Genomic DNA, 14124 nt, shown 5'->3' with positions numbered 1-14124 from the left:
GCGAAAACGAACATGAAAGAGCTATTTCGAACATCTGGAGGAAGATGACGTGGAAACCAAAGACTTGATCGTTATCGGTGGCGGCATCAACGGTGCCGGCATCGCGGCGGATGCTGCCGGGCGCGGGCTGTCGGTACTGCTACTGGAAGCGCAAGACTTGGCCTGTGCTACGTCTTCCGCCAGTTCCAAACTGATCCACGGTGGCCTGCGCTACCTGGAACACTACGAATTCCGTCTGGTGAGCGAAGCGCTGGCCGAGCGTGAAGTGCTGCTGAAGCTGGCACCGCACATCGCGTTCCCGATGCGTTTCCGCCTGCCGCACCAGCCGCATCTGCGTCCGGCCTGGATGATCCGTATCGGCCTGTTCCTGTACGATCACTTGGGCAAACGCACCAGCCTGCCGGGCAGCAAGGGGTTGCGCTTTGGACCAGAGTCGGTGCTGAAGCCTGAACTGAAGCGCGGTTTCGAATATTCCGACTGCTGGGTTGACGATGCTCGCCTGGTGGTGCTGAACGCGCAGGAAGTGGAAAAACGCGGCGGCGAAGTGCGCACCCGCACCAAAGTGACCCGCGCATGGCGTGAAAACGGCCTGTGGATGGTGGAAGCGGTCGATATCGACAGCGGCAAAACCTTCACCTGGCGCGCCAAAGGCCTGGTGAACGCCACCGGCCCGTGGGTGAAAAACTTCTTCGACGACGGCCTGAAGCTGAAATCGCCTTACGGCATCCGTCTGATCAAAGGCAGCCACATCGTGGTGCCGCGCGTGCACGATCAGCCGCAGTCTTACATTCTGCAGAACGAAGACCACCGCATCGTGTTCGTGATCCCGTGGAATGACGAGTTCTCCATCATCGGCACCACCGACGTGGAGTACAAAGGCGATCCGAAGGACGTGAAGATCGACGAGAACGAAATCGCTTATCTGCTGAAAGTGTACAACGATCACTTCAAGAAGCAGCTGGGCCGCGACGACATCGTCTGGACTTACTCCGGCGTGCGTCCGCTGTGCGACGACGAGTCCGATTCACCGCAGGCGATCACCCGCGATTACACGCTGGACGTGCACGATGAGCAGGGCAAAGCGCCGCTGCTGTCGGTCTTCGGCGGCAAGCTGACCACCTACCGCAAGCTGGCCGAGCATGCGATGGAAAAACTGGCCCACTACTACCCAGGCTGCGGCCCGGCGTGGACCAAAAACGCCACGCTGCCGGGCGGTGACATCGACGGCGACCGCGACGGCTACGCGGCCAAACTGCGCCGTGCGCACGGCTGGTTGCCGGAAGCTCTCGCGCGCCGCTATGCCCGCACCTACGGCAGCCAGAGCGAGCTGATCCTGGCCGGCGCCAACGGCCTCGCCGATCTGGGCGAAGATTTCGGCCACGGTCTGTATGAAGCCGAGCTGCGCTACCTGACCGAGAAAGAGTGGGTCGTAGAACTGGCCGACGCCATCTGGCGCCGTACCAAGCTGGGTATGTGGCTGGACGAGGCGCAGCAGGCGCGAGTGAAAGCCTGGCTGGCAGAACACGCGAAAACGAAAGCGCTGTCTCTGGCTTCCTGAGCCGCAGCGTAACGAAAAAGGGCCGGTTATCCGGCCCTTTGCTTTTTTCCTGTCCCGCTTTACAGCTTCACCGGCTGAATGTGCCAGATTTCGTCCGCGTATTCCTGAATGGTGCGATCGGAGGAGAAGTAGCCCATGTTGGCGATGTTCAGCACCGCACGCCGCGTCCATTCGTCCTGATTGAGATAGACCTCGTCCACCTTGTCCTGCGTGTCCACATAGCTGCGGTAATCCGCCAACAGCTGATAGTGGTCGCCGAGGTTGACCAGCGAGTCGAACAGATTGCCATAGCGTTTCGGCTCTTCCGGGCTGAACACGCCGGTAGCGATCTGCGTCAGCGCCTGATGCAGCTCCGGGTCTTGCTCATAGTACTGGCGCGGGTTGTAACCGTTGCGGCGCAGCTCCTCGACCTGCTCGGCGGTATTGCCGAAGATAAAGATGTTCTCCTCCCCCACATGCTCGCGCATCTCGACGTTGGCGCCGTCCAGCGTGCCGATGGTCAGCGCGCCGTTCAGCGCGAACTTCATATTGCTGGTGCCCGAGGCCTCGGTGCCCGCCAGCGAGATCTGTTCGGACAGATCCGCCGCCGGGATGATGATCTGCGCCAGGCTGACGCCGTAGTTCGGAATGAACACCACCTTCAGTTGGGTATGCACGCGCGGATCGTTGTTGATCACTTTGGCCACGTCGTTGATCAAGCGGATGATCTGCTTGGCGGCATAGTAGGCCGAGGCCGCCTTGCCGGCGAAGATCACCACCCGCGGCACGCGCTCGATCTCCGGATCGTCCAGCAAACGGTTATACAGCGTGATGACGTGCAGCACGTTGAGCAGCTGCCGTTTGTACTCGTGGATGCGCTTGATCTGCACGTCGAACAACGCATCCGGGTTAACCACCACGTTGAGCGTTTTGGCGATATACAGCGCCAGCCGCTCCTTGTTCTGCCGCTTGGCACGCTGTACCGCCTGCAGGAAGCTCGGGTAGTCGATATTGGCCTGGATCTCACTCAGCTGGCTGAGATCGGTGCGCCAGGTTTGGCCGATGCAGTCGTCCAGCACCGCCGCCAGCGGCGGGTTGGCCAGCGCCAGCCAACGACGCGGCGTTACCCCGTTGGTTTTGTTGCAGAAACGAGTCGGGAACAGCCGGGCGAAGTCGGCGAACAACGACTGCACCATCAGTTCGGAATGCAGAGCGGAAACGCCGTTGACCTTGTGGCTGGCCACCACCGCCAGCCACGCCATGCGCACCCGGCGGCCGTTGGTTTCGTCGATGATCGAGACCCGCGCCAGCAGATCGTTGTCGCCCGGCGCCACTTCCTGCACCATCTTGAGGAAGTGATCGTTGATTTCGAAAATCAGCTGCAGGTGGCGCGGCAAGATGCGGCCTATCATGTCCAGCGGCCAGGTTTCCAGCGCTTCGCTCATCAGCGTGTGGTTAGTGTAAGAGAACACCTGCTCCACCACTTCCCAGGCGTCGAGCCACTTGAATTTGTGCTCGTCGATCAGCCGGTGCATCAGCTCGGGAATCGACAAGACCGGGTGGGTGTCGTTGAGGTGAATGGCGATCTTGTCCGCCAGGTTGTCGAAGGTTTTGTGCATCAGCCAATGGCGATTGAGGATATCCTGTACCGTGGCCGACACCAGGAAATACTCCTGCCGCAGCCGCAGTTCGCGCCCGGAGGAGGTCGAATCGTCCGGATACAGCACGCGCGACACGTTCTCCGAATGGTTTTTATCTTCCACCGCCGCGAAGTAATCGCCCTGGTTGAACTTGCCGAGGTTGATCTCGTTACTGGCCTGCGCGCCCCATAACCGCAGCGTGTTGGTGGCGTCGGTGTCAAAACCGGGGATCACCTGATCGTAGGCGATGGCCACGACCTCTTCGGTCTCCAGCCAACGCGCCTTGGCGCCCTCCTGCTGCACGCGGCCGCCGAAGCGCACCTTGTAGCGGGTGTTATGGCGCGGAAACTCCCACGGATTGCCGTACTCCAGCCAGTAGTCCGGCGATTCCATCTGTTGGCCGTTGACGATGTTCTGCTTGAACATGCCGTATTCATAGCGAATGCCGTAGCCGCGCCCCGGCAGCGCCAGCGTGGCCAGCGAGTCGAGGAAGCAGGCCGCCAGCCGGCCCAGACCGCCGTTACCGAGCCCGGGGTCGTTCTCTTCCTCCAGCAGCTCCGCCAGGTTCAGCCCCATCTCATTCAGCGCATTGTCGATATCCTGATAGATGCCCATCGACAGCAGCGCGTTAGACAGAGTGCGGCCGATCAGGAACTCCATCGACAGGTAATACACCTGCCGCACGTCTTGAGACAGCTGGGCGCGGTTGGAACGCAGCCAGCGCTCCACCATGCGATCGCGCACCGCGAACAGCACGGCGTTCAGCCAATCGTGCCGGTTGGCGATAGCCGGATCCTTGCCGACGATAAACATCAGCTTATAGGCGATGGAGTGTTTCAGCGCTTCCACACTGACCGTAGGTGAGGTGTAACTAAACGGTGAAGTCATGGCTTTTTAATCCCTTGTAGGGAGCCCCGCCATTCGCCGCGGAATAGCGGGCTCCGCTGAACATGGACGCGGTACACCGCGCCCCGACAATCTACCCTTACGGCTGCCCGCCGTGCGTCAACCCGAGACGCGAAACGCGGGCTACAAGCGTTGATAAAGCGATAAATACTCTTTCGCCGCCACCGGCCAGCCGAAGTCCACACTCATGGCGTGGCGCTGAACGTGGCGCCAGTGTTTCGGCCGGCTCCACAGCACCATGGCGCGGCGGATGGCGTTGCCCAGCGCGACGGCGTCGCAATCGTCGAACACGAAGCCGCTGGCGGTGCCGTCGGCCAGGTTCTCTAGGGCGCAGTCCACGACCGTGTCCGCCAGCCCGCCGGTACGGCGCACCAGCGGCAGCGTGCCGTATTTCAGGCCGTAGAGCTGCGTCAGGCCGCAGGGCTCGAAGCGGCTCGGCACCAGAATGACGTCGGCGCCGCCGATGATGCGGTGGGAGAAGGATTCGTGATAACCGATCTGCACGCCGACCTGCTCAGGGTAGTCGGCGGCGGCGGCCAGAAACGCCTGCTGCAGCACCGCGTCGCCGGCGCCCAGCAGCGCCAACTGCCCGCCCTGCGCCAGCAATTCGGGCAACGCCTGCAGCACCAGATCGAGGCCTTTCTGGTTGGTCAATCGGCTCACCACCGCGAACACCGGCAGCGATTCGTCCACCTTCAGCCCCATGGCCTTTTGCAGATGCAGCTTGTTTTTGACCTTGCTTTTCAGATCGTCGGCGTCATAGCGGGCGCTCAGCCGCGGGTCGTGGGCCGGATCCCAAATCTTGTCGTCCACGCCGTTGAGGATGCCGCTCAGCCTGCCCTGCCGCTGCCGCTCCTGCAGCAGCCCCTCCATGCCGTAGCCGAACTCCGGCCGGGTGATCTCGCGCGCATAGGTCGGGCTGACGGCGGTCACGTGGTCGGCATAAAACAACCCGGCCTTGAGGAACGACATCTGGCCGTAGAACTCCAGGCCATAGACGTTGTAAAACGACGCCGGCAGCCACAGCTCGGTCACGTGATGGGCGGAGAACAGCCCCTGGTAGGCCAGGTTGTGCACCGTGAACACCGAACGCGCCGGGTGGCCGTTGGCGGCCAGATAGGCGCAGCTGAGACCGGCGTGCCAGTCGTGGGCGTGCACCAGCTGCGGGCGCCAGTAGCGATCCAGCCCCTTGGCCAGCTCGCAGGCCATCCAGCCCAGCAGCGCAAAGCGCCGGTGGTTGTCGGGGTAGGCGTACATGGACTGATCGTGGTACGGGCTGCCCGGCCGGTCATACAGCCAGGGCGCATCGATCAGGTAAATGCCCACGCCATGATAGGTGCCGTAACGCAGGCCCACCCGGCCGGCGAACGAATCGATTTCCGCCACCAGCACGGTGTCCGGAATGCCGTTGCGTACGTCAGGGAAAGCGGGCAATAGCACCCGAACATCGGCGCCTTCGGCGATTTGCGCCGCCGGCAGTGCGCCAACCACGTCTGCGAGTCCGCCCGTTTTCAGCAGGGGGAACATTTCAGAACATACGTGTAAGACCTGCATTATCACTCCTGAAAGTCGGCCGAAGGCCTCTGGATAAGAAATAAAGCAGGCTTGCCGCTGTTATGTGTGCCGCGTTGCGCAAGCCATCGAACCGTTCATCGGGCGGCAGGCTATCGTTCTGCCGCCCACGTTAACTCACAATTTTGACAACATTTCGCGCGTCACCAGCACGATGCCGCCTTCCGAGCGATAAAAACGCTTGCTGTCCTCATCGGCGTTTTCCCCGATCACCATGCCCTCCGGAATGTGGCAGGCGCGGTCGATGATGCAGCGCCGCAGGCGGCAGGAACGGCCGACGTTCACGTCCGGCAACAATACGGTAGAGTCGATGGTGCAAAACGAGTTCACTCGCACGCGCGGGAACAGCACCGAATGCACCACCACCGAGCCCGAGACGATACAGCCACCGGACACCAGCGAGTTCATGGTCATGCCGTGGCTGCCGGAGCGATCCTGCACAAACTTGGCCGGCGGCAGCGGTTCCATGTGGGTGCGGATCGGCCAGGCGCGGTCGTACATGTCCAGCTCCGGCGTCACCGACGCCAGATCGAGATTGGCGCGCCAGTAGGCGTCCAGCGTGCCCACGTCGCGCCAGTACGGCGGCAAGTCGGGGTTGGACGTCACGCAGGATAAGGTAAACGGATGTGCCCACGCCGCCTGCTGCGCGGTGATTTTCGGGATCAGATCCTTGCCGAAGTCGTGGCTGGAGCCGGGGGTCGACATATCCTCCTCCAATAGCTGGAACAGGTAGGCGGCATTAAAAATATAGATGCCCATGCTGGCCAGCGACATATCCGGGTTGCCCGGCATCGCCGGCGGATCGGTGGGTTTTTCCAGAAACTCGATGATGCGATCGCTTTCATCCACCTTCATCACGCCGAATTCACCGGCCTCGCTGCGCGGCACCGGCAGGCAAGCCACAGTGCACTGAGCGCCCTTCTCGACGTGGTCGATCAGCATGCGCGAATAATCCATCTTGTAGATGTGATCGCCCGCCAGGATCACCACGTATTCGGCCTCGTAGCGGCGGATGATATCCAGGTTCTGGTACACCGCGTCGGCGGTGCCCTTGTACCAATGCTCGGTGCTGAGGCGCTGCTGGGCCGGCAGCAGATCGACGAACTCATTCATCTCCTCGTTGAGGAACGACCAGCCGCGCTGAATGTGCTGCACCAGCGTGTGCGACTGGTATTGGGTGATCACGCCGATGCGGCGGATGCCGGAGTTCAGGCAGTTCGACAAGGCGAAGTCGATGATGCGGAATTTGCCGCCAAAGTGGACGGCGGGCTTGGCGCGGGTGGAGGTCAAATCTTTCAGACGTGAACCGCGGCCGCCGGCCAGGATCAGCGCTACGGATTTAATCGGCAACTGGCGCGCCAACATCAGGGGGTCTTTATTTTCAAACCTAACCATAGCGGACTCCTTTTATTATTTCCGTACCAGTACGCAAAGCGAGCGCGCGGCCTGGTGCCAGGCGGGCAATACCGCCCGTGAGTCTTCCTGAGTGAACGGGGCGACAACCTGCCAATCGCCTTCCGGCAACCTCATCTCCGTCGTTTGCGGCGTGGCGTTGATCAGCAGCAGCCAGCGCTGCGACAGCAGGATCTGCATGAGCGGCTCGCCCTGCTCCCACTGCTGCGCGTCGAGCGCCTGCCCTTGCGCGTTCAGCCACTGCACGCTGCCGTCATCCTGCTGCCACCAGCGGTCCTGCTGCAGCGCGGGGATCTGGCGGCGCAGCGCGATCAGCGCCGCGACGTAATCGGTTAGCGCATCGTCCGCCGTGGCCCAATCGAGCCAGGTGGTGGCGTTGTCCTGACAATAGGCATTGTTGTTCCCCTGCTGGCTGTGTCCCTGTTCATCGCCGGCCAGCAGCATCGGCGTTCCCTGGGACAGCAACAGCGTAGCGAGCATCGCCCGCTGGCTGGCCCTGCGGCGTTGCACAATGGCGTCGTCGGCGACCAGGCCTTCCACGCCGTGGTTGTTGCTGAAATTGCGATCGCTGCCGTCGCGGTTGCCTTCACCGTTCGGCTGATTGTGTTTCTCGTTGAAGCTGACCACGTCCTGCAGGGTAAAACCGTCATGAGCGGTCAGCATGTTGACGGTGGCGTAAGGCGCCCGCCCGCGCTGGTTATACAGATCGCTGGAGGCGGCAAAACGCCGGGCGAACTGGCCGAGCGACACGCCGCTCTGCAGCCAGAAACGGCGCATGTCGTCGCGATAATGGTCGTTCCATTCGGCGAAGCGGCCGGGGAACGCCCCCACCTGATAGCCGCCGGGGCCAACGTCCCAAGGTTCGGCGATCAGCTTGCAGCGCGACAGCACATCGTCCGCCAGCATCGCCTGGAACAGCGGCGCATCACGATCGAACCCCGGCGTGCGGCCGAGCACGCTGCCCAGATCGAAACGGAAGCCGTCGACGTGGCACTCCCGCACCCAAAAACGCAGGCAATCCATCACCCAGGCCACGCCCTGCGGCTGATCCAATCGCAGGGTGTTGCCGCAGCCGGTGTCGTTGACGTAGTCCCCTTCGGGCGTCAGCCAGTAGTAGCTCAGGTTATCGATGCCGCTCAGCGACAGCATCGGTCCGTCCCTGTCCAGCTCGGCGCTGTGGTTAAACACCACGTCGAGGATCACCTCGATGCCGGCTTGGTGCAGCGCCTTGACCGCATCGCGAAATTCGTTCAGCGGCGTGCCCTCGGTGCTCAGGCTGGCGTAGCGGTTGTCCGGCGCATAGGGCGCCAGCACGTTATAGCCCCAGTAGTTGATCAGCCCCAGCCGCTGCAGGCGCGGTTCGGAGGTATGTTGCTGCACCGGCAGCAGTTCCAGCGCGGTGATGCCGAGGCGTTTGAAGTGGGCGATCATCGCCGGGTGCCCCAATGCGGCGAAGCTGCCGCGCAGCGCCGGGGGGATCTTCGGGTGCAGCAGCGTCAGGCCGCGCACGTGCGCTTCGTAAATCACCGTCTGCCCCCAGGGCGTGGCAGGCGGGCGATCGTCCTGCCAGTCGTACCGTTCGTCCACCACCACACATTTCGGCATCAGTTCGGCGCTGTCATGCGGGTCCGGCTGCTCGTAACCGCCGTGCAGATGCGGGTGGTCCCCCACCGGCCCTTCCACCGCGCGCGCGGCCGGATCGAGCGCCAGCTTGTTGGGGTTGAAACGCTGTCCATTTGCCGGGTCGAACGGGCCGTAGACCCGGTAACCGTAACGTTGTCCCGGCTTACCGCCCGGCAAATAGCCATGCCAGATATCGCCGCTGCGCGCCGGCAGCGGCAGGCGCACCTCACGCTGCTGGCCGTCGAACAGGCACAGCTCCACCCGCTCGGCGTGCGCCGAGTACAGGGTAAAGTTGATGCCTTCGCCGTCGTAATGCGCGCCCAGCGGCGCGGCGAGGCCGGCTGTCAGCTCCGTCATGACGCCTCCCGCAGCAAATAAATGGTCGCCAGCGGCGGCAGCGTCACGCAGATGGAAAAGTCGCGGCCGTGGCTGCCGACCGCTTCGGAAGAGACCTGCCCCTGATTGCCGGCGTTGCTGCCGTGATAGTGGTGCGAATCGGTATTGAGGATCTCGCGGTAGTCGCCGGCGCGCGAGAGGCCGATGCGGTAGCGGTAGCGCGGCACCGGGGTAAAGTTGCTGATGGCGATCAGCTCATTGCCCTGCGAATCGTAGCGCGCGAAAGCGAACACCGAGTTGTCGTGATCGTCAACCACCAGCCACTCGAAGCCATCCGGGCGATAGTCCCGCTCGTACAGCGGCGCCTGCTGCCGGTAGCAATGGTTCAGATCGCGCACCAGCCGCTGCACGCCGTTGTGCCAATTATCCAACCCCTCCAGCAAATGCCAGTCGAGGCTGGTATCGAAATTCCACTCGCGCCCCTGCGCGAACTCGCAGCCCATAAACAGCAGCTTTTTGCCCGGATGCGCCCACATAAACCCGTAATAGGCGCGCAGGTTGGCGAACTTTTGCCAGGCGTCGCCCGGCATGCGGTCGAGGACCGATTTTTTGCCGTGCACCACTTCATCGTGCGAGATAGGTAACACGAAGTTCTCGGTATAGGCATACAGCATGCCGAAGGTCATCTGGTTGTGGTGATATTTGCGGTGCACCGGATCGCACTTCATATAATTGAGCGTGTCGTGCATCCAGCCGAGGTTCCATTTGTAGTGGAACCCCAGGCCGTTGGCGTCCGGCGGCAGAGTGACGCCAGGATAGTCGGTGGACTCCTCCGCCAGCGTCACCGCGCCCGGCTGCGCCTGGCCAATAGTTTGGTTGGTATAACGCAGGAAGGCGATGGCCTCCAGGTTCTCGTTGCCACCGTAGTAATTCGGCACCCACTCGCCGTCAGCGCGGCTGTAGTCGCGATAAATCATCGACGCCACCGCATCGACCCGCAGCGCATCGATACCGAAACGCTCCAGCCAATACAGCGCGTTGCCCGCCAGGTAGTTGCGCACCTCGTGACGGCCGTAGTTGTAGATCAGCGTATTCCAGTCCTGGTGGTAGCCCTCACGCGGATCGGCGTATTCGTACAGCGCGGTGCCGTCGAAATTCGCCAGGCCGTAGGCGTCGCTCGGGAAGTGCCCCGGCACCCAGTCAAGGATCACGTTGATGCCCGCCTCATGCGCCGCCGCCACGAACGCCCTGAAATCGGCCGGCGTGCCGAAGCGACGGGTCGGCGCATACAGCCCCAGCGGCTGATAGCCCCAGCTGCCGTCGAACGGGTGCTCGTTGATCGGCAACAGCTCGATATGGGTGAATCCCATGTCCTTCACATAGTCGATAAGCTGCACCGCCAGCTCGCCATAGCTAAGCCAGAAGTGATTATCGGTGTGGCGGCGCCATGAGCCAAGATGCACCTCGTAGATGGCGATCGGCTGGTCAAAATCGTTGGCGCGGCGGCGCGCCGGCGTCGACGGCACCCCCTCCGGCAGCGGCGCCACCAGCGAGGCGGTATCCGGGCGCATCTGCGCCTCAAAGGCGTAAGGATCGGCTTTCAGCTGGGTATTGCCGTAGCAATCGACGATTTCATATTTGTACAGCTGGCCGGCCCGCACGCCGGGCAGGAACAGCTCCCAAATGCCGTTCTCACGCCGCAGACGCATCGGATGGCGGCGGCCGTCCCAGAAGTTGAACTCCCCCACCACCGAGACGCGCTGGGCGTTGGGCGCCCAGACCGCAAAACTGACGCCGTCGATGCCATCCAGCGTAACGAGGTGGGCGCCCAGCCGTTCATAGGGACGCAAATGCGTGCCCTCGGCCAATAGCCAACTGTCGATATCCTGCAGCAGCGGGCCAAACCGGTAGGGATCGTCGACAGTCTGTTGGTGATCGCGCCAGCTGACCTGCAGCTGATAGCGGAAAGGATTTTTTCGCCGCGGCACCACGGCGCTGAAGAAACCGCGCGGATCGTCGCAGTTCAGCTGCACCAGCCGCCGGCCGGTTTGCTGTTCTACCAGCCAGACTGCGCCGGCGTCCGGCAGCAGCGCGCGCACCTGCAGACCGTTATCGGTCGCATGCATGCCAAGCAGAGCAAAAGGGTCGGCGTAATGGCCGGAGATGATCTGATCAATCACGTCACGATCGGGAAGTACAGGCATAGTCTTCTTCCTTAGATTAACAGCATGATCTAAGCACGGCTTGTTGGTTATTCCTTGGCCGTTTTGGTCATCATGCAATGCATTCGGACTCTAAAGCGTGATTGCGGTCGGTTATTGACCAATCTTTACTCTGCCGACCTGAATTTCGCTCTTTATGCTTATTTTTTGAAATATTTCAGTCATGGTGAAAAAGTGTTCACCCATGCGTTAAGCATAGCCAATGTCTGTTAAAAACTGCTCAGCATTGCTCAGGAAAATTCTTCATTAAGAAAACTGCCAGCCCGGCGGCGTCTGAATGCGGCGGCCGACGAGGCGATATGCGGGGTGGAGCCCAGTGAAACGAGGCTTGCGGTGACGTTGTCCGACGCGGTGCGCGGCGAACAAAAAGGCGGAAAATAAGGCTTTAGGGGGCTGAAATCAGCCAGCCCCCAGGAAGTGCGGGTTTACAACAGGATGCGCAGCATGCGGCGCAGCGGCTCGGCCGCACCCCACAGCAGCTGGTCGCCCACGGTGAACGCCGACAGGTACTCCGGCCCCATGTTCAGCTTGCGCAGACGGCCGACCGGCGTATTCAGCGTGCCGGTCACCGCCGCCGGCGTCAGTTCGCGCATGGTCAGCTCGCGGTCGTTCGGGATCACGCGCACCCAGTCGTTGTGCGTCGCCAGCATCTGCTCGATGTCTGGCAGCGACACGTCTTTTTTCAGCTTCAGGGTGAACGCCTGGCTGTGGCAGCGCAGCGCGCCGACGCGCACGCACAGGCCATCGACCGGGATCACGCTGCCGGTATTCAGAATCTTGTTGGTTTCCGCCTGGCCTTTCCACTCTTCACGGCTCTGGCCGTTGTCGAGCTGCTTGTCGATCCATGGGATCAGGCTGCCGGCCAGCGGCACGCCGAAGTTATCGGTCGGCAGTTTGCCGCTGCGGGTGGCTTCGGTCACCTTGCGCTCGATATCCAGAATGGCGGAAGCCGGGTCCTGTAGCTCTTTCGCCACGTCGGCGTGCAGCATACCCATTTGGGTCAACAGTTCGCGCATGTGGCGCGCGCCGCCGCCGGAGGCCGCCTGGTAGGTGGCGACCGACGCCCACTCCACCAGATCGTTGGCGAACAGGCCGCCGAGGGACATCAGCATCAGGCTGACGGTGCAGTTGCCGCCGACGAAGGTTTTGATGCCTTTGTCCAGGCCCTGCTGGATCACCGCGTGGTTGACCGGATCCAGGATGATAATGGCGTCGTCCTGCATGCGCAGCGACGAGGCCGCGTCGATCCAGTAACCCTGCCAACCGCTGGCGCGCAGCTTAGGATAGACTTCGTTGGTATAATCGCCGCCCTGACAGGTAATAATGATATCGAGCGCGCTCAGTGCGTCGATGTCATACGCATCCTGCAGCGTGCCTTGCTGGCCGCCGAAGGCCGGCGCGGCAGAACCGTGCTGCGAGGTGGAGAAAAAGACCGGGCGAATGGCGTCGAAATCGCGCTCTTCCGTCATGCGTTGCATGAGAACCGAGCCGACCATTCCGCGCCAACCGATGAAACCAACGTTTTTCATAATATCTGTATCCCGCCCGGATAAGGGCTTATGTAGGTGATAACGAGTTGTGTGCAATATCTCCTCACCTTACAAAATGTCGGCGCGGGCGCAAAGTGAATTTATTCGATGGCTGAGGATTTCTCAGCAATCCTTCTTATAGGCAAGGACGCGGCCGAAAAGGCCGAGGCGTTTTCCCGATCACGAGGTCACCATGACAGAGATGATTTCCGCTACGGTATTGCTGTTTTTAATTATGGATCCGCTGGGCAACTTGCCGATTTTCATGTCGGTGCTCAAGCACCTGGAACCGCGCCGCCGCCGGGTGGTGCTGATCCGCGAGCTGCTGATCGCCCTGCTGCTGATGCTGATCTTCCTGTTCGCCGGCGAGAAAATTCTGGCGTTCCTCAATCTGCGCACCGAAACCGTCTCCATTTCCGGCGGCATCATTCTGTTTCTGATCGCCATCAAGATGATTTTCCCCACGCAGGAGGGGAACAGCTCCGGGCTGTCCGCCGGCGAGGAACCGTTCCTGGTGCCGCTGGCGATCCCGCTGGTGGCCGGGCCGTCGATTCTGGCAGCGCTGATGCTGCTGTCGCACCAGTATCCGCATCAGTTGCCCCATCTGGTGGCGGCGCTGTTGATCGCCTGGGGCCTCTCTGCGGCCATTTTGCTGATGTCGAACCTGTTCCTGCGCCTGCTGGGCAGCAAAGGCGTCAGCGCGCTGGAGCGGTTGATGGGGCTGATTCTGGTGATGCTGTCGACCCAGATGTTCCTGGACGGCGTGCGGGCTTACATGAAGCTGTAGGCGCCTGGCGGCGCCGACAACGGCCCGCGCTCAGCGGGCGGTAACGCGGCGAATATAGGCGAGCGTATCGGCGACCACGCCGTCCAGCGGCTGGTTGATGTCAATCGCTTGCACATCCGGCTCCTGCTCGCCCGGCTCTTCCAACGTGGCGAACTGCGAAACCAGCATCTGCGGTTTGAAGAAGTGACCTTTGCGCTGCTTCAGGCGCTCCTCGATCACCGCCTTGTCGCCTTTCAGGTAGAGGAAATGCAGGTTGCTATTCCCTTCGCGCAGGCGGTCACGATAGCTTTTTTTCAACGCCGAGCAGACCAGCAGCGACACGGGATTGGTGCGTTGCATGGCGAAGATGGCGTCGTTCAAGGCCGCCAGCCACGGGGCGCGATCGTTGTCGTCCAGCGCGTGCCCGGCAGCCATTTTGTTAATGTTGGCGCGCGGATGCAGATAATCGCCGTCCAGCATGGCGGCCTCGGCCTCGTGGGCGACAGTGCTGGCTACGGCGGATTTGCCGCTGCCGGATACGCCCATCAGGATAAATACGTGATTCTGCGGATTGCTCATT

9 protein-coding genes are annotated in these 14124 nt (G+C 61.8%); 2 read left to right on the top strand and 7 right to left on the bottom strand.

Features of this window, described 5'->3' with window-relative positions; genetic code table 11:
• The first annotated feature begins 49 nt into the window (after positions 1-49).
• Complete coding sequence (gene glpD / locus QMZ29_RS11035; protein ID WP_043138961.1) at positions 50-1558, top strand: glycerol-3-phosphate dehydrogenase; 1509 nt, start codon at positions 50-52, stop codon at positions 1556-1558.
• Positions 1559-1617: 59 nt separating this feature from the next.
• Here the strand turns inward: glpD and glgP are convergent, their stop codons facing one another.
• The 6 genes from glgP to asd all read right to left on the bottom strand — a co-directional run bounded on the left by glgP (position 1618) and on the right by asd (position 12778).
• Entirely contained in the window at positions 1618-4065 is a 2448-nt protein-coding gene (gene glgP, locus QMZ29_RS11030; protein WP_025304564.1) for a glycogen phosphorylase, read from the bottom strand.
• A gap of 141 nt (positions 4066-4206) precedes the next feature.
• The gene (glgA, locus tag QMZ29_RS11025) at positions 4207-5637 is read right to left on the bottom strand and encodes a glycogen synthase GlgA (protein ID WP_025304565.1); all 1431 of its coding nucleotides are present in this window, start codon (positions 5635-5637) and stop codon (positions 4207-4209) included.
• Positions 5638-5772: 135 nt separating this feature from the next.
• Positions 5773-7050 carry a glucose-1-phosphate adenylyltransferase gene (glgC, locus tag QMZ29_RS11020; RefSeq protein WP_025304566.1) on the bottom strand — a complete coding sequence of 426 codons (1278 nt, stop codon included), beginning with the start codon at positions 7048-7050 and terminating at the stop codon, positions 5773-5775.
• Positions 7051-7065: 15 nt separating this feature from the next.
• Complete coding sequence (gene glgX / locus QMZ29_RS11015; RefSeq protein WP_261427259.1) at positions 7066-9048, bottom strand: glycogen debranching protein GlgX; 1983 nt, start codon at positions 9046-9048, stop codon at positions 7066-7068.
• Positions 9045-11231 carry a 1,4-alpha-glucan branching enzyme gene (gene glgB, locus QMZ29_RS11010; protein WP_261427261.1) on the bottom strand — a complete coding sequence of 729 codons (2187 nt, stop codon included), beginning with the start codon at positions 11229-11231 and terminating at the stop codon, positions 9045-9047. Before glgB ends, glgX begins: the two co-directional genes overlap by 4 nt.
• A 443-nt stretch (positions 11232-11674) precedes the next feature.
• Positions 11675-12778 carry an aspartate-semialdehyde dehydrogenase gene (gene asd, locus QMZ29_RS11005; RefSeq protein WP_049205578.1) on the bottom strand — a complete coding sequence of 368 codons (1104 nt, stop codon included), beginning with the start codon at positions 12776-12778 and terminating at the stop codon, positions 11675-11677.
• 193 nt (positions 12779-12971) lie between these two features.
• Here asd and QMZ29_RS11000 point away from each other — a divergent pair, with 193 nt between their 5' ends.
• Positions 12972-13565: a YhgN family NAAT transporter gene (locus tag QMZ29_RS11000; RefSeq protein ID WP_004930825.1), complete on the top strand. Its 594-nt coding sequence runs from the start codon at positions 12972-12974 to the stop codon at positions 13563-13565.
• A gap of 30 nt (positions 13566-13595) precedes the next feature.
• Here the strand turns inward: QMZ29_RS11000 and gntK are convergent, their stop codons facing one another.
• On the bottom strand, positions 13596-14123 hold the full coding sequence (gntK, locus tag QMZ29_RS10995; RefSeq protein WP_016930399.1) for a gluconokinase: 528 nt from the start codon (positions 14121-14123) through the stop codon (positions 13596-13598).
• Between the last annotated feature and the right edge of the window lies 1 nt (position 14124).

Origin of the sequence: Serratia sp. PF-27 (genome assembly GCF_030053255.1) — a bacterium.
Lineage (GTDB): Bacteria > Pseudomonadota > Gammaproteobacteria > Enterobacterales > Enterobacteriaceae > Serratia > Serratia bockelmannii.
This window is presented reverse-complemented; position numbering and strand designations above follow the sequence as displayed.